Source organism: Streptococcus sp. Marseille-Q7087 (assembly GCF_965111935.1).
Map to the genome: position 1 here is coordinate 1,331,265 of NZ_CBCOPJ010000001.1, position 16,085 is coordinate 1,347,349.

At 40.2% G+C, this 16,085-nt stretch carries 23 protein-coding genes; 2 read left to right on the forward strand and 21 right to left on the reverse strand.

All coding sequences use genetic code 11. The features are described 5' to 3' along the window. Positions 1–74 precede the first annotated feature (74 nt). From ACWPVF_RS06880 to ACWPVF_RS06930, 11 genes are all read right to left on the reverse strand, one after another. Positions 75–1,172: a nucleotidyltransferase gene (locus ACWPVF_RS06880; protein WP_454385374.1), complete on the reverse strand. Its 1,098-nt coding sequence runs from the start codon at positions 1,170–1,172 to the stop codon at positions 75–77. Positions 1,173–1,181: 9 nt separating this feature from the next. Then, positions 1,182–1,922, reverse strand: a complete 741-nt coding sequence (locus tag ACWPVF_RS06885) for a class I SAM-dependent DNA methyltransferase (RefSeq protein WP_454385376.1) — start codon at positions 1,920–1,922, stop codon at positions 1,182–1,184. A gap of 110 nt (positions 1,923–2,032) precedes the next feature. Beyond that, on the reverse strand, positions 2,033–2,386 hold the full coding sequence (rsfS, locus tag ACWPVF_RS06890) for a ribosome silencing factor (RefSeq protein ID WP_454385378.1): 354 nt from the start codon (positions 2,384–2,386) through the stop codon (positions 2,033–2,035). A gap of 11 nt (positions 2,387–2,397) precedes the next feature. Then, on the reverse strand, positions 2,398–2,898 hold the full coding sequence (locus ACWPVF_RS06895; RefSeq protein ID WP_454385380.1) for a cysteine hydrolase family protein: 501 nt from the start codon (positions 2,896–2,898) through the stop codon (positions 2,398–2,400). Continuing rightward, entirely contained in the window at positions 2,899–3,492 is a 594-nt protein-coding gene (gene yqeK, locus ACWPVF_RS06900) for a bis(5'-nucleosyl)-tetraphosphatase (symmetrical) YqeK (protein WP_454385382.1), read from the reverse strand. It lies immediately after the preceding gene. Continuing rightward, on the reverse strand, positions 3,492–4,121 hold the full coding sequence (locus ACWPVF_RS06905; RefSeq protein ID WP_454385384.1) for a nicotinate-nucleotide adenylyltransferase: 630 nt from the start codon (positions 4,119–4,121) through the stop codon (positions 3,492–3,494). Before ACWPVF_RS06905 ends, yqeK begins: the two co-directional genes overlap by 1 nt. 50 nt (positions 4,122–4,171) lie before the next feature. Further along, entirely contained in the window at positions 4,172–4,483 is a 312-nt protein-coding gene (gene yhbY, locus ACWPVF_RS06910; RefSeq protein ID WP_000060171.1) for a ribosome assembly RNA-binding protein YhbY, read from the reverse strand. A 209-nt stretch (positions 4,484–4,692) separates the two neighbouring features. Then, on the reverse strand, positions 4,693–5,799 hold the full coding sequence (gene yqeH / locus ACWPVF_RS06915) for a ribosome biogenesis GTPase YqeH (RefSeq protein WP_254726830.1): 1,107 nt from the start codon (positions 5,797–5,799) through the stop codon (positions 4,693–4,695). A gap of 2 nt (positions 5,800–5,801) precedes the next feature. After that, a complete protein-coding gene (locus tag ACWPVF_RS06920) occupies positions 5,802–6,329 on the reverse strand; it encodes a YqeG family HAD IIIA-type phosphatase (RefSeq protein WP_049494311.1) in 528 nt (175 codons plus the stop codon). A gap of 16 nt (positions 6,330–6,345) precedes the next feature. Further along, positions 6,346–7,251 carry a magnesium transporter CorA family protein gene (locus ACWPVF_RS06925; protein WP_004251417.1) on the reverse strand — a complete coding sequence of 302 codons (906 nt, stop codon included), beginning with the start codon at positions 7,249–7,251 and terminating at the stop codon, positions 6,346–6,348. Between the two features lie 51 nt (positions 7,252–7,302). After that, entirely contained in the window at positions 7,303–7,869 is a 567-nt protein-coding gene (locus ACWPVF_RS06930) for a mechanosensitive ion channel family protein (RefSeq protein WP_006152683.1), read from the reverse strand. A gap of 230 nt (positions 7,870–8,099) precedes the next feature. Here ACWPVF_RS06930 and ACWPVF_RS06935 point away from each other — a divergent pair, with 230 nt between their 5' ends. Beyond that, the gene (locus ACWPVF_RS06935; protein ID WP_454385387.1) at positions 8,100–9,068 is read left to right on the forward strand and encodes an aromatic acid exporter family protein; all 969 of its coding nucleotides are present in this window, start codon (positions 8,100–8,102) and stop codon (positions 9,066–9,068) included. A gap of 53 nt (positions 9,069–9,121) precedes the next feature. Here ACWPVF_RS06935 and ACWPVF_RS06940 read toward each other — a convergent pair whose 3' ends face one another. Both ACWPVF_RS06940 and typA read right to left on the reverse strand, forming a co-directional pair. After that, positions 9,122–9,376, reverse strand: a complete 255-nt coding sequence (locus ACWPVF_RS06940; protein ID WP_004251425.1) for a DUF3165 family protein — start codon at positions 9,374–9,376, stop codon at positions 9,122–9,124. Positions 9,377–9,395: 19 nt separating this feature from the next. Then, positions 9,396–11,237 carry a translational GTPase TypA gene (gene typA / locus ACWPVF_RS06945; protein ID WP_006148957.1) on the reverse strand — a complete coding sequence of 614 codons (1,842 nt, stop codon included), beginning with the start codon at positions 11,235–11,237 and terminating at the stop codon, positions 9,396–9,398. A gap of 161 nt (positions 11,238–11,398) precedes the next feature. Between typA and ACWPVF_RS06950 the strand changes: the two genes are divergently transcribed. Then, positions 11,399–12,124, forward strand: coding sequence for a pseudouridine synthase (locus ACWPVF_RS06950; protein ID WP_454385389.1), 726 nt, complete (start codon positions 11,399–11,401; stop codon positions 12,122–12,124). A 39-nt stretch (positions 12,125–12,163) separates the two neighbouring features. On the opposite strand, the gene ACWPVF_RS06955 is transcribed toward ACWPVF_RS06950, so the two are convergent. The 8 genes from ACWPVF_RS06955 to ACWPVF_RS06990 form a co-directional block, all read right to left on the reverse strand. Next, entirely contained in the window at positions 12,164–12,391 is a 228-nt protein-coding gene (locus ACWPVF_RS06955; protein ID WP_454385391.1) for a DUF4190 domain-containing protein, read from the reverse strand. 190 nt (positions 12,392–12,581) lie between these two features. Continuing rightward, on the reverse strand, positions 12,582–12,809 hold the full coding sequence (locus ACWPVF_RS06960; protein ID WP_006149827.1) for a hypothetical protein: 228 nt from the start codon (positions 12,807–12,809) through the stop codon (positions 12,582–12,584). Between the two features lie 90 nt (positions 12,810–12,899). Beyond that, positions 12,900–13,280: a rhodanese-like domain-containing protein gene (locus tag ACWPVF_RS06965; RefSeq protein ID WP_045615282.1), complete on the reverse strand. Its 381-nt coding sequence runs from the start codon at positions 13,278–13,280 to the stop codon at positions 12,900–12,902. A gap of 5 nt (positions 13,281–13,285) precedes the next feature. Next, entirely contained in the window at positions 13,286–13,510 is a 225-nt protein-coding gene (locus tag ACWPVF_RS06970; RefSeq protein WP_000646475.1) for a YqgQ family protein, read from the reverse strand. A 58-nt stretch (positions 13,511–13,568) separates the two neighbouring features. Next, on the reverse strand, positions 13,569–14,030 hold the full coding sequence (locus ACWPVF_RS06975; protein ID WP_454385394.1) for an ECF transporter S component: 462 nt from the start codon (positions 14,028–14,030) through the stop codon (positions 13,569–13,571). Then, positions 14,008–14,781 (reverse strand): bifunctional hydroxymethylpyrimidine kinase/phosphomethylpyrimidine kinase, encoded by a 774-nt coding sequence (locus ACWPVF_RS06980; protein WP_454385396.1) that lies wholly within the window; start codon positions 14,779–14,781, stop codon positions 14,008–14,010. Before ACWPVF_RS06980 ends, ACWPVF_RS06975 begins: the two co-directional genes overlap by 23 nt. Continuing rightward, a complete protein-coding gene (gene truA, locus ACWPVF_RS06985) occupies positions 14,771–15,520 on the reverse strand; it encodes a tRNA pseudouridine(38-40) synthase TruA (RefSeq protein ID WP_045615276.1) in 750 nt (249 codons plus the stop codon). The genes ACWPVF_RS06980 and truA overlap by 11 nt, the downstream gene beginning before the upstream one ends. Before the next feature lie 85 nt (positions 15,521–15,605). Further along, positions 15,606–16,061, reverse strand: a complete 456-nt coding sequence (locus tag ACWPVF_RS06990) for a GNAT family N-acetyltransferase (protein WP_045615562.1) — start codon at positions 16,059–16,061, stop codon at positions 15,606–15,608. Positions 16,062–16,085: the final 24 nt, after the last annotated feature.

The window sequence follows — 16,085 nt, forward strand, 5'->3', positions numbered from 1 at the left end:
GCTTCTTTAACGAACCCAATTTTTTATAGAATTTTTTACAAAAAAATAAGTAAAAAGCCTACTGTTCAGTAGACTTAGTTTGATTCGATTCTGATTGGCACTCGACCAAAATTTTGTTCTGCGATACTAGGGTGTCCCAGTTGATAAATTTGATCTGCCTTTTGTGTTATGGCATCCCAGGGTTCTTTACCGATTCGGCTGACGAGATTGATCTGCTCCTTGAGAGTTTTAAGGTGTTGTCTGCCTTTTTCGGTAAAACCAAGGACGTGAATACCTTCTGGCAAGTCACTTTCTCTAGCCTGCACCAAGATATAGGTCAAGAGGCGTCGCACACGTGCCTTGGTGTAACGCTTGGTGGCAACCACCTCGACCAATTCGTCAACAGACTGAACTTTTTTGATGGTTTCCTTAATCCGCACCGCCATTTCTTGATTGACCTGATAAATAGCACTTAAATCTGGATTTGACAAGATTTGATAGCGTAAAAGTGGAAAATAATCTTCCCAGTTCACCCTACTAGCATTTTCAAACAGCTCAACAGTTGGCATAAAGCGTTCTAAGAAATCTTGGTCTGATTGATGCTGACGGATAGCTGTTGCCGATGCAAAGTCCACATCCTTGTCCACAGAATGGTAGCCTGCCCCCTGACGCTTAATTGGATGAAGGTTGATATCTCTCCCAGCAACTGCCTTGGCGTAGGCGAGAGCTAAGACATGATTGGGCGTATCACCCGAAAAATCAAGACCTGCAAATTCCTTCCACATGGCTTGGGTTTTCTGAGGGTAGGAGAGGGAATCAGGTAGATTATCCACAAAATTCTCCATCTCTTGAGCACGCTCTGCGTATAAGTTAGCAATTTTCTGGTAATCTAGAACTCCCTCTGTCCCAAAAGCTAGGCTATCAATTCCTAACTGCGCCAAGATATCTACTGCTCCTTGTCCAAAGAAATCCGCTGCTTGTACACTGACTAAAAAGGGCAATTCTACTACCAGGTCTGCGCCATTCTCCAGTGCCATCTGGGCCCGAGTCCACTTGTCCACGATAGCTGGCTCTCCTCGTTGCATGAAATTCCCAGACATAGCCACAATTTTCAACCCTTTAGCCTGTTCCAGCAGGTATTTGTGGCCATTATGAAAAGGATTAAACTCTGCGATAATACCTATAATGGTCATGATGTTCTCCTACTTTTGTGCCACAAAAAACCAACGAGTACTGGTATCTGTAGGCTCCTTATCCTCAAAGTCAGCATAAAGCTTGAAGGATTTAAAACCAGCTTGTTCTAGCAAAATATCATAGGTCAAGACCTCGTATGTACGCTCCTCATGCACTTCGTCGTGACGACTAAAGGATCCATCCGCTTCCTTGATAAAAAAGGTCAACTCATGCACGATAGAATGTGGTGCTGCATCCTCGTAGGTATCCCAGAGCATGGCAAAGTCTTCTGCATTTTCATGATAGGAATAGCCAGGAAAGACCTCATCCGTCTGGTAAGTCGAATGCACATCAAAGATAAAGACCCCGTCCTCATTGAGAGCATTATAGACTTCTTTAAAGACATCCCCTACTTCCACTTCATCCGGCATGTAGCAGATAGAATCAGAATAGCAGGTCACAAAGTCGTATTTACCAGCCTTGGATAAATCCAGCATATTGCCTTCAATGAAAACAATCTTTTGCTTGGCTGAAGCCGCTCTCTTTTCGGCAATTTTCAACATATCCGCACTCAAATCAAGTCCAGTCACATCAAAACCAGCTTGAGAAAAGCGGACAGACTGGATGCCTGTCCCGCAAGCAAGCTCCAAGAGTTTCTTTCTGTCCTTGGTTTTAGGTAAATAGCGTAGCGAAAAATCCATCCATTTGTCGTATAAACTATCATCCATGACCGCATCATAGACCGCCGCAAAAGTTTCATAAGTTGCCATAATCATGATACCAAGAGCCCCATGATAAACACCACTAGCCCTTACCTTTCTAACAATTTTCTTCTAACATAAGCAAATAAAACCCAGTTGATTACAACTGAGTTCATCTTCTATGCTAAGGCTTCTGAAATGTCTACAGAATTTGCCTCATGCCATAGTTTTTCGAGGTTATAGTGGGCACGCATTTCTTCTGAGAAGATATGCACAACGACTCCACCAAGGTCAAGTAAAACCCAGCCTCCAGTTGCATCACCTTCAACATGGCTACCTTTAAGGCCTGCTTCAGCAACTTTTTCACGGATATTTTCAGCGATAGCGTCCAATTGACGGCTATTCATAGAACTAGTGATAACAAAGTAGTCTGTCACACTGGTCAATTCTTGTACATCAAGTGCGAGAATGTCCTCGGCACGTTTCTCATCAGCCGCTTTCACGACTAGTTCTAATAATTCTTTTTCGTTCATTTAATCCTCTTTTAAAAAATATTTTTACAATCTAGGACATCTGCAAAGCGCCCCTCCCAAATGCCCTCATAAAATTCATTTATCGTTTCAGCTGGAATGTCTTTCCCATCAAACGTTGTGCAAGTTCCTTCTGGAATAATAAGCTGATAGCCATATTCAAAAGCAACCTTGACAGAGGTATCCACACAATATTCAGTCTGCATACCACATAAAACTAATTTTTCAATTCCCTGTTTATCCAAGTATTCTCTTAAGCCAGTTTCTTTGAAAATACTATTATACTTCTTCTGAAAGACCTTTTCATCAGGTTTTCGATTTAAAAGCGCAGATAACTGCCAATCTTCTGATGTTTGGGCTTCAGGGTTCTCAATATGTTGAACATAGATAATTTCGATATTCTTACTTCTAGCTTGGTTTTGTAAATAAGAAATTTTTTCCAATAGACCCTTTGTCTGAAACCCAGTTTCCACTAAAATATTTTGTACATCAATAATGATAAAAGCCGTCTTCATTTAATCCTCTTTCAAATAGTGCACAAAGGCGTTATAGGTTTCAAGGGTTTGGGGATAGATGGGAAATCCCTGGCGAGCTAAATGCTCGACAGTGCGAGCTGTTTCATAGGCTACTGCCTTATTGAGTGACAAACTTGCAATCTCACGTGCCTGGTCCACACCTGGAAAGGCACGATTGTGCTCGATATAGTCTGCGACGTAGATGACCTTGTCTAGGTCGGTCATCTGACCAGCTCCAACTGTATGGATTTCTATTGCACGCAAAATTTCAGGATCTTTCAAATCTAAATCTTCCTGAATCTTGTAAATGCCGACCATCCCATGCCAGACATTGTTGCCCCAGTTTTTAAGGTCAGGGTCTAGCTGATAACGATCTAGCAAGTCTAAAAATTCTTGATCTGATAGCTTTTTAGCATAGTCATGAAGGAGACCTGCCAAACCAGCTTTCTCAACATCCACACCAAAGCGCTGAGCCAATTCTATGGCTGCACGCTCGACACCCAGACAATGGGTTAGACGTTTTTCAGGTAGGAGCTCTGCCATTTTTTCCAACAATTCTTCACGCGAACAGTTGATATAGTCTTGGTATGCCATCAGTAAAGCCCTTCTTTCTCGATATAGTCTAGCACTGGTTTTGGTAGGAGAAAGTTAGGTGTACGTCCTTGGGCAATAAAATCACGCACCATACTAGATGAGATGTCCATAAGGGGTACATCCACCCAAATGACTGGATAAGAAGTTCCTGCCTTATAGCGTGGTCGTTGAACCCCTACAAACTGAACGAGGTCAACCAGTTCATCAATTCTATACCACTTAGGTAAGTAGTCTACCATGTCGGCACCGATGATAAAGTAATAATCTGTATCTGGATTCTTCTCTGTCAAAATCTTCATGGTGTCGTAGGTGTAGGAAATGCCCTTGCGCTCTAGCTCAATGGTTTCAATGTCCAGACCTTCAATTCCCTCAATCGCCAATTCAAGCATTTTGAGACGGTGGTGCTCAGGGATGGTTTCCTTTTTATCTACGTGAGGTGGTTGGTATTCAGGCATAAGCAGAACTTGATCCAATCCCAACTGTTGGCGCACTTGGTCTGCCACGATCAGGTGGGCATTGTGAACAGGGTTAAAATTTCCCCCTAAGATTCCAACTTGCTTACGTTTTTTATCCTTGATTTCTGGCTCTAACTCCACTTTTGTAAAGGGAGTTAATAATTCGATTGCCATAGGCTAATCTCCTTTACTTTTCTGTAAAAACAGTTTTTGGAGTATCATTCTTAGATTTCTTTAACTTTTTTAGAAATCTTGCGATTTTCCTTCTTGCTTGATTGTTTATACAAAATCAAGATACGTCCGATTTTTTGGACTGTATCCACGCCGATTTCTTCTTCCAAGATTTCAGCTACTTCGTGGATGTTTTCATCTGTGTTTTGCAAGAGAGTAACCTTGATCAATTCGCGGGCATCAAGTGCCTGACGAACGCTGGTTTTGATTTGGTCGTTGAGTCCATTTTTCCCGATTTGGATGATGGGTTTGAGGGTGTGTGCCTGGCTGTTGAGGAAGGCACGTTGTTTCGATGTTAATGACATATTTTCTTCCTTTTTTGATAGTTATTTTAGGTGGTGGGGGACGGTCGGAACTAATTTCCCAAAGATTTCATCTTTGAAAAATGGATTTCCTGACCTCACAATTGAGCCTAGGTCTCAATTGCGCCCCTTGCCAATCTGTAGATTGGCAATCACACCACGGCAATAACTATCTCTACATGAGCTCACTTTGTTCGCTCAGTAATTTTATTTTAAATAATGGCTTTTCGTGTGACGACTGCGACGCCTTCTGGTGCCCAGACGGCTACTTTTGCAGTTCCTGTTACACGGATCCAGCCTAGTCCTGAGATAACGAGGTCTGTCTTATCCTTGATAGTAAAGACATGTTGGACTAGTTTTGGAAAATCTTCTTTTTCTTTGCTATTTGGTGGTGTTAGAAGGGTTCCCAGGTGCTTATCATAAAAGGCGCTAGCCCCTTCTAGCTTGGTACGATGAAGTTTGAGTTCATTGTCAAAGAAAGCTGTAAATCCTTGCTTTTCTCCTGCAATGAAATCAAAGCGTCCCAAACCTCCTAAAAAGAGAGTTTGCTCAGGATTGAGCTGATAGGTTTTAGGTTTAATTTCCTTTTTAGGACTGACATACTTGAGATTTTTAGCCGTCAAGTAGTGAGCCATCTGATGGCGGTGGATAATTCCAGGCGTATCATAGATATAAGAACCATCATCGAGCGGGATTTCAATCTTATCTAAGGTTGTCCCTGGGAAACGTGAGGTTGTGATGACGTCCTGGTCACCCGTAATTTCCTGGATAATAGCATTGATAAGAGTTGATTTCCCAACATTGGTAACCCCAACTACATAGACGTCACGACCCTTACGATAGTGCTCAATTTTATCAATGACTTCCTTGATAGCATGTTTGTTTTGGGCTGAAGTCAGAACGACGTCAACAGGACGTAGACCTTCTTCATGGGCACGTTCCATGAGCCATTGACTAACCTTACCAGGCTTAACAGACTTAGGAAGGATGTCTTTTTTATTTCCAACCAAGAGAACATCGTTGCCTGATACAAAACGAGGCAAGCCTGGGATAACAGAGCCATTAAAGTCAAAGATATCGATGACGTTCACTACTAAGGCATCACTGTCTCCTACCTCGTGCAAGAGTTTTAGGAAATCATCATCCGTCAACTGGACATCTGTGATTTCATTGTAATGACGAAGACGGAAACAACGTTGGCAATAAACTTCACCAGTTTCCAAACCTTTTTCGAGTGCTGACTGAGGTGTAAAACCAAGACCAGTCTTATCTGTCGTCTGAATGGTTGCTCCACAACCAATACAGAGAATTTCTTCCATAGTTAGATTCCTTTTTTATATGTGATAGGCCCGTACTTTTCAGTGATTTGTTTCATGACACGGCGCTCACGAGCGCGGTTAAACTTCGTTTTGATAGAGTCGTGCTGGACCAAGGGTTTGACCAAAATCGAACGAATCCCTGCTCGGTGAGCCGCTCGAATATCCGTCATGAGCTGATCTCCAACCATGACCACTTCGTTTTTCTCATAGTGGAATTCCTTCATGGCACGATCAATCCCGAAAGTAAAGGGCTTCAAAGCCCAATAAACATAGTCAATCCCAAATTTTTCAACCGCACGTTGAACTCGTTTTTTAGAGTTGTTAGACACTACGATAATGCGAATACCAGCATCACGAAGGTCATGTAACCACTGCTTCATTTCTGGAGTCCCATCAGGGTTATTCCAAGCAATCAGAGTGTTGTCCAAATCCACCAAAACAGCTTTGATCCCTTGGTTTTTCAGGCTTTGGACTGTCAAATCATAAACTGCTTCCACAGCAAAATCTGGCATGTAATTTTCAATCGCCATTCTGGCTCCTTCTCTTTTATTTTCTAGTAATTTTCTTCAGCCATTGAGATAAGGCTGCCCATAAAATCAAGCTAGCCATTAGGATATAAATCCAAGCATTTGGCTCTTCTGTAAATGGTAGAGGAACATTCATTCCGAAGAAACCTGTAATAACCGCAAGTACTGCTAGTAAGACGGAGATAATAGTCAAAACTGTCAAACTATCATTCAGGTTATTGTTTAGGATGTTGTTGTAAGAAGATGAGAGTTGTTGCAAGACTTGAGAAATCAAGTCTGTCATAGACACCAACTGATGGGCTTCAATCATTGCATCATCAAACTGCTCTCGTTCGACTTCATTAAATCTCCGATAAAGAGCATGGCCCTGGATATGTTCTAAGAGGAGTCGATTTTGTTTTGCCGCTGCTGTTAAGTAAACCATACCAGTCTCCAAGTCAGAGAGGGCGAAGAGATTTTTCTTTGTTGTTCTCTGACGAAGTAAGCTGTTGACTTCATCTTTACTCTTATCCATCTTTTCAATGATTGGATAATAGGCGTTACTAATGATTTCTAGACTAGCAAAAAGAAATTTGTAAATAGAAAGCAACTCATGGCTATCCAGATAAGCTAACATCTGATCAATGACATAAGCATTCTTATGGTTGCTGATGGTAATCATTCGTTTGTTTTCAACGATAAAGGTCATGGGAATCGCTTCATAGTAATCCTTGTCCTTTTCTAAATCCAGAACATTGTAGATAAAGGTCACAGTCCCATTCTCACGGTTGTAATCCATATGGGCACGTTCATTTTTATCCAGCGCATATTCGATGGTTTCCTTATCCAATCCGTAGATTTCAGATAAATCTTCAAGATTTTTAATTTTTTCTACATCTAGATTGATCCAAACACAACCATTTCCTAATTGCTCATCTAAAAACATCGTTTCTCCTTTACCAAACTCCCTCTATTGTACCATAAATCAAGTAAAATTTCAGTTCAACTCATCTCTTGAAAAATTGCTAACCACAGTAATATTACGGTTGGGAACAAAGTGGAGAGCCTGGTCTTCACCTCTTAGTTGAGTGGTTCGAATTCCGACACTAACTACTTTTCCCGATACAGTAATGGGACCATTTGTCAAAACAACTTCATCCCCTACATCCAACTGGCGTTCAAAGAGAATAAAGAAGCCATTGATAACATCTGATAAGAAGCCCTGGGCTCCCATACCAATTGCAACCCCGGCAATCCCAGCACCAGCTAGTAAACTGGATACAGGAAGTCCTAGGATAGACAAAATGCAGTAAACTAAAAAGAAATAAAGGGTGTAATTAAAAATATTTTCTAATAAACGCGAGATTGTCTTTTGTCGTCCTGCATCACGATTTGAATACTTAAGTGAAGGCTTGACAATTTTCTTGACAGCTGCGTGGAGAAGCTGTTTAGCTATGTAAAATAGCACAAATAAAATTAAAAGAGAAATCACTTTCGTTAAAAGATTCTCAAATACCGTTGTTAAATCTAGCTTATTAAAATAACTTTTAAAAAATTCTTGCATGTAAAACTCCTTTCTAATTATTATACCACAAAACGAAGTTGTGTCTGGCTTCATAAATATTCATTCTGCCTATACTATTATTAGATTCACTTGATTTCAAAACATATTTATACTATAATCAAACCACTACATGGAGAACAAATTATTTTCTCAATAACTCTCTTGGAATAGACCTTTCTACCTCATCTACTACCAAAACTTTAAAGCATTTATCTCAAGGAAAGTATTCTATGTCTATCACACAACGCACTCTTAAACTAGTCCTAGCAACTTGTTTTGCTTGTTTACTAGCTTACTTTTTTGATTTGTCATCAGCTGTTTCAGCTGGTATCATTGCTATCTTGAGTCTTTCTGATACTCGAAGAAGCACGATCAAGCTAGCCCGCAATCGTCTTTTTTCAACTCTTCTAGCTCTCCTAGTTGGCGTCATTGCTTTTCAACTAACTGGCTATCATATTTGGAGCTTTGGACTTTACTTAGCAATCTATGTTCCCCTAGCCTATAAACTGGGTTGGGAAATTGGAATTACTCCAAGTAGCGTCTTGGTTAGCCATCTCTTAATCCAACAATCAACAGCACCAGCACTTTTACTGAATGAGCTCTTACTCTTCCTAATCGGTACTGGCTTTGCACTTCTGGTCAATCTCTACATGCCTTCACGTGAAAAAGAAATTCAACATTATCATACGCTTGTTGAAGAAAAACTCAGAGATGTCCTTCTACGCTTAGCTTACTACTTAAAAAGAGGGGATGGTCGAAATCAAGCTCAACTAGTCAACGAACTTGATCAACTACTTGAGGATGCTCTTAAGTTAGTTTACCTCGATCACTCTGACCATCTCTTTCACCAGACAGATTATCATATCCACTACTTTGAGATGCGACAAAGACAAACTCGTATCTTAAGAAATATGGCTCAACAGATCAACACATGCCAACTAGCCGCTAGTGAGAGTTTGATTGTCGCTCAGCTCTTTTCAAAAACAGCTAGCCAATTGAGTCAGACAAATCCAGCTTACAACTTATTGAATGATATTGAGAGCTACCTAGAGGTGTTTCGCAATCGATCTCTCCCTAAAACTAGAGAAGAATTTGAGACACGGGCAACCCTATTACAACTATTTCGTGAATTAGAGCATTTTATCCAGATAAAAGTAGATTTCTACAACCGTTATTCTGACAAAAACAGTAACAAATAAAAACTTCTATCGGCAACTCAGTTGCTGATAGAAGTTTTTTGTTATGAATAGATTTAATTTTCGCGCTTCTTTCGAATCGACATGAGACTGATGTCTCTCAAACTAAAGTAAGTAAGAGCCAGCATTCCCAATGTAATAAAGATTTCTGCTGGAAGTTGGAAAATCTGTAGGGCAGACAAGAGCAACAAGATTACGAGGGCAACAAGTCCAAAGACTAATATTACAACATTGACCGTCCCCTTGATACTTTGAGGTGTCGCAAATACATAGAGTAATAATAAGAGTATCCCTATGATTAAATAGACCATCTTTATCTCTTTCTAGCTCTTATTCAGCTGATTTTTTCTTTTTGTTTGCTTTCTCACGCTCTGCCTTGTTAAGGATTTGTTTACGCAAACGAATCGATTCAGGCGTTACTTCCATGTACTCATCGTCATTCAAGAACTCAAGTGATTCTTCAAGTGTCAAGATACGAGGAGTTTTGATAACCGCTGTTTGGTCCTTAGTAGCAGAACGAACGTTAGTCATTTGTTTTGCCTTCGTGATATTAACAGTCAAGTCATTTTCACGAGAGTTTTCACCGATGATCATTCCTTCGTAAACCTCAGTACCTGGGTTGACAAAGATAGTACCACGTTCTTCGATCGACATGATTGAGTAGGTTGTTGCTTTACCAGCATCGATAGAAACGAGAGCACCACGGTGACGTCCACCAATTTCTCCTGGAATCAATGGCAAGTATTGGTCGAAGGTATGGTTCATGATCCCGTAACCACGTGTCATTGACAAGAACTCAGTTGAGTATCCAATCAAACCACGCGCAGGAACAAGGAAGACCAAACGAGTTTGACCGTTACCTGTTGCAATCATATCCAACATTTCACCCTTACGCTCAGAAAGGCTTTGGATAACAGATCCTTGGTATTCTTCTGGAGTATCGATTTGCACGCGCTCAAATGGCTCGCACTTCACACCGTCAATTTCTTTAACGATAACTTCTGGACGAGATACTTGAAGCTCATAGCCTTCACGGCGCATCGTTTCAATAAGAATTGACAAGTGCAATTCCCCACGTCCTGAAACTGTCCATTTATCTGGTGAGTCCGTTGGATCTACACGAAGAGAAACGTCTGTTTGCAATTCTGCTTGCAAGCGCTCTTCAACCTTACGAGAAGTCACCCATTTCCCTTCACGACCAGCAAATGGTGAGTTGTTGACCAAGAAGGTCATTTGAAGAGTAGGTTCGTCGATGTGAAGAACTGGAAGAGCTTCAACTGCATCTGTTGGAGTGATTGTTTCCCCAACGAAGATATCTTCCATACCAGATACGGCAATCAAGTCACCAGCCTTAGCTTCTTGGATTTCACGACGTTCCAAACCAAAGAAACCAAAGAGTTTTGTAACACGAAAGTTCTTAGTTGTACCATCCAATTTAGAAAGAGTAACTTGGTCCCCAACCTTAACTGTACCACGGAAGACACGTCCGATACCGATACGACCAACGAAATCATTGTAGTCCAAGAGTGACACTTGGAATTGAAGTGGCTCATCTGAGTTATCGATTGGAGCTGGAATGTGATCAATAATGGTATCAAAGATTGGCGCCATAGTCTTTTCTTGGTCGGCTGGATCATCTGACAATGAAGATGTTCCGTTGATTGCTGAAGCATAGACTACTGGGAAGTCAAGCTGATCATCATCTGCACCAAGCTCGATGAAGAGTTCCAAAACTTCATCCACTACTTCTGCTGGACGAGCTGATGGTTTGTCAATTTTATTGATAACAACGATTGGGACAAGGTCTTGTTCCAAAGCTTTTTTCAATACGAAACGAGTTTGAGGCATAGTACCTTCGTAAGAATCCACTACTAAGACTACACCATCAACCATTTTCATGATACGTTCAACTTCTCCACCGAAGTCCGCGTGTCCTGGTGTGTCCATGATATTGATACGAGTTCCGTTGTAGGCAACTGCTGTATTCTTCGCAAGGATGGTAATTCCACGCTCTTTTTCAATATCGTTTGAGTCCATTGCACGTTCAGCTAATTCTGTACGCGCATCAAGAGTTTCAGATTGTTTTAATAATTCGTCAACGAGGGTTGTTTTCCCGTGGTCGACGTGGGCGATAATCGCGATATTACGGATATCTTCTCTTAATTTTGTCATGATTTCCTCTGTTATATTCAAAAATTTATTTTCTAACTGAGCAATTATACCACAATTTTAAGCAAATGACTTAACTCAAGTAAGTGTAAATGTTTTCAAAAGAAAATTCATGACTTATCTTTTCTTTTCAAAAATCCCGACTTGTGATAAGATAGGCTGGTATGCGTTTAGATAATTTATTAGCCCAGGAAAAAATCAGTCGAAAAGCCATGAAACAGGCTCTCCTAAAAAAAGAAATCTTAGTAGATGGAGTCCCTGCTACTACCCTTGCACAGAATGTTGATACGGGATTACAAGAGTTGATTTTTCAGGGTAGAAAAATCCAAGGATATGAGCACACCTATCTCATGCTTCACAAACCAAATGGTGTCGTGACAGCAAGCAAGGACAAGAAGCTCCCAACGGTTATGGACTTACTACCTCAACAGCTCCAATCAGACCAACTCTATGCTATCGGTCGGCTAGATCGAGATACGACAGGGCTCCTCCTCTTAACAAACAATGGCCCTCTAGGTTTTCAACTTCTCCACCCTCAATATCATGTCGATAAAACTTATCAAGTTGAGGTGAACGGCTTGCTCACACCAGATCACATCCAGCAGTTCAAAAACGGGATTGTCTTTCTTGATGGAACTATTTGTAAACCTGCTCAGCTTGAGATTCTATCTTCAAGTCCTAGTATCAGCCGAGCCACCATCACCATCTCTGAAGGGAAATTTCATCAGATCAAGAAAATGTTCCTCTCAGTTGGTGTCAAGGTCACTGCCCTCAAACGAGTTCAGTTCGGAGATTTTCTATTAGATCCTGACCTAGCAGAAGGTCAATACCGACTCTTGAATCAAGAGGAATTGAAAATTATTAAAAACTACTTAGAGAAAAGTGGATAAAACAAAAAAGCTTTAAAACTAAAGCTTTTTTGTTTTTGATTAGCCAAAAATCATTACGAGGGCTGCAATCCAGTTAAGTACAGAAATGACAATCCCTACGATATTGAGAATTTTTTCTGTTTTATACACTAGTTCAGATTGTTTTTCGTGCGAATTAGCCAAAACAAGTCCAACGATACCCAAAATAAGACCTACGACTGGAGATAACAAACCAAGGACGATAGATAGGATACCTAAAACAAGTGAGGCTTTTTTCTTTTCTTGCATTTTCAAAAAAACCCTTAAATTTATTACGCAATCATTATACCATAGGTGTTGGCTATATCTATTAGATAACATGTATTTCCACTCTGTGACTATCCCTAATCAAAAAATTAGAAATGATTAAAAACCACTTAACGAAAAATGGGTAAAACAAAAAAGCTTTAAAAATAAAGCTTTTTTGTTAGAATCCTGATTAGTGCATCATCAAAATGACTCCTGCAATCCAGTTAAGGACTGAAATAACAATCCCTACGATATTGAGAATTTTTTCTGTTTTATAATTTAGTCCAGATTGATTTTGGTGTGAATTCCCCAATACTAATCCAATGATACCCAAAATCAGACCGACGATTGGAGATAACAAACCAAGGACGATAGATAGGATACCTAAAACAAGCGATGCTTTTTTCTTTTCTTGCATAATAAAAACTCCTTAAAATTTATATAAATTATTATACCATAAAAAATCGGTATCTATATTAAACATATGTGACAAGTTTTTTTCACATTGTTAATTAGATTTCACCTTTCCTGTCCAAGAATCCAATCCGTAAGAAAGGATATAGATTTCTGAGAAACCTTGTTTTTTCAAGAAAAGCGCTGCATTTGTGACACGTTGCGCACGTTGATTTTCATAGAGAAGAACAGGCTTATCCTTGCGAAGCGCTGCGAGACTTGTCTTCAATTGATTTGAAGGGATATTACGAGCTCCGAGGATATGTTTTCTGTGGAAGTCAGCTGGATCACGCAAGTCAATCAACTGACCTATACGAATCAAAGACTCAAACTCTGCATTGTCTACGATTTTCGCTGCTCGACGAATGCGAAGATAGTTGTATCCCATCCATGCCAACATCGCTACGACAAGTCCCCATAATACCCAAGTTACCATAATACTTAATCTCCATTTTTTTCTAAATAGTCTAATTCTAGTTTGTGCTCTCTACGAAGAACAGCTTCCGCTTCTAAATAATCCAGCTTGTCCATCAAGCCAGCATCATAAATTCGAGATAGTTCAATCTTCATTAGCTCAATATCATAGAGACGTTTCCCCATATAGACAATAATGCCAAACTGTTTGAGAAATTGTTGCACATCATAGAGTGTTTTCATAGCTTTCATTTTAGCAAATAATCAGAGTTTTTTCAATAGTTCCTGCAGAGGATTCCCTTTTTCACGATTATCTGAATCTCTTTACACTATGACAAAGAAGAAATCCTAAAGTCATTCCAACGATATTTTGCAAGAGATTTGGGATGATTTCTGGTATGGCTGCTCCCCAACCATTCATCCAAGCCGATGCTAGAGCATAGCCAGCTACCATGAAAATAGTCGCAAAGACTAATCCTAGCCATTGCCATTTCCCTTTAACACCTGCGAAATAGCCTTGGAAACCATGATTAAGTAAGCTAAAAAACATCCACTGAGGATAACCTGAAATAAGGTCAATGAGAAATCCTGCTAAACCTCCGACAATGGCTCCTTCATGACTACCAAAGTAAAAAGCTGTGAAGAAGACTCCAACGTCCAAAAGTGTAAAAATTCCGGTTGGGGTCGGGATTTTTATAAAATACCCCAATACGACCGAACTGGCTGCTAAGATGGATACTAGGGCGATTTTATTTGTTTTGGTTTGCTTCATATTGTCTCACTCCATATTGATCTGCTTGGGCAATAGCTCGGTAAACAAAGGCTTTGGAACTTTCAATTGCTGGTAAGAGTTCCTCTCCCTTGACTAACTGGCTGGCAATACTTGATGCAAAGGTACATCCAGCACCAGCATTTTGTCCTTGGATGACTGGATTTTCAAGAATTGTGTAATTTTCTCCGTCATAAAAGACATCCACAGCCTTATCCTGACTGAGGCGATTTCCACCCTTGATAATCACTGATGGCGCACCCAAGTCATGTAGTTTTTTGGCTACAGCCTTCATATCTTCTAAGGTTTCAATCTTTTGGTCTGCAAGCAACTCTGCCTCAGGAAGATTCGGAGTAATCACTGATACATAAGGGAAAAAGCGAATCAACTCTTGACAGAGCTCACTGACTGCAACGTCGTGCGTTTCCTTACAAACCAATACAGGGTCCAAGACTACTGGAACTCCTTCACGTTCCTTGATAAAATTCAAGGCTTTCTCAGCAACACCGACTGTCGGCAAGAGACCAATCTTAATCCCTCCAAAGTCTACACTCTTGAGGCTATCCAACTGTTGTTGGAAAATAGTTTCATCAGTTGGAAAGACTTCAAAACCATTTTCTGTCAAAGCAGTCAAGCAGGTCATGGCTACAAATCCATGCAAACCATTCAAGGTATAGGTGGCAAGGTCAGCTGCTAATCCACCACCACTAAAAATATCATTTCCTGAAAGTGCTAAAATACGATTATTCTTCATAACGAATCTCCTTCAAATACAAACCATTAGGCGCTGCAGTTGGACCTGCCAACTGTCTATCTTTTTTCTCCAAGATGAGGTCAATCTGTTCAATCGACATCCGGTTGTTACCAATTTTAAGCAGGGTTCCGACCATATTTCGAATCTGTTTATAGAGGAAACCATTGCCTGAGAAAGTAAAGGTCAAAAACTGCCCTGTTTCATCAACCCTAAGACTAGCTTCCGTGATCGTTCTTACCTTGTCTTCCACACTAGTCCCTGATGCTGTAAAACCAGTAAAATCATGCGTTCCCTCTAGTTTTTTTACAGCAAGCTGCATCCGCTCCACATCGAGTGGATAAGGATAGTGAGTCGCATAATGACGACGCATTGGATTTTTGGGACGCCCTCTATCTACGATAAACTCGTAGGTCTTGCTGTGCTTGGCATAACGGCAATGAAAATCATCGGCCACAATCTCAATCGAAATCACATCGATATCTTCAGGACTTTGGGTATCAAGAGCAAAACGAAGTTTTTCCTCATCCATCTGATAGGGAAGATCAAAGTGGATGACCTGTCCTAAAGCATGAACGCCACTGTCCGTTCGCCCAGCACCATGAATGGTAATAGCTTGTCCGTTATTTAATTTTGTTAAAGTTTTTTCAATTTCCTCCTGAACACTACGCGCATGAGGTTGCCGCTGAAAACCGGCAAAAGCGTAGCCATCATAAGAAATTATAGCTTTATATCTAGTCATGTATCTATTTTATCAAGAAAATTTCTCTGCAACAAGTTTGAGAATTAAAAATTGTAAGGGGACAGTTTCTAGTATAATTTAGTTCTTATCTAGATTTTTTCATCATCTGTTTTCGCTCTGGAACTTCAATGGTTTGAACAATTTCAAATCCCTCTTTGTGGTAGAGATTTTTGGCTCTTTGATTTGACTCAAAAACCGTTAGGGAAATACTTTCTATTTCTTCATTTTCAAACATTTCTTGAACGAAGCCTTGGAAAGCTTTCCTACCTACTCCTTTTCCCTGCTTCTGTGGAGCTATGAGAAATCTTCCAATATGAAGATTTTTATCTTCTAGTTTGATTTTCTGGATGATGCCTACAAACTCTTCTCCAACAAAAATGGAAAAAATCCCTTCCATCTTTTGCAAGGATTGGGCAATCAAGGGGTAAGAAATTTTGGGACCCATCCATTGCTTCTGGAAACTTTCTCCCAAAGCATTAGACCAGCGACAAATGAGTTGGGCATTTTCTAACTGAAGTCCTTTTTCAAAGTGAATTTTCATATTTGCTCCTAAAATTTCTCCTTT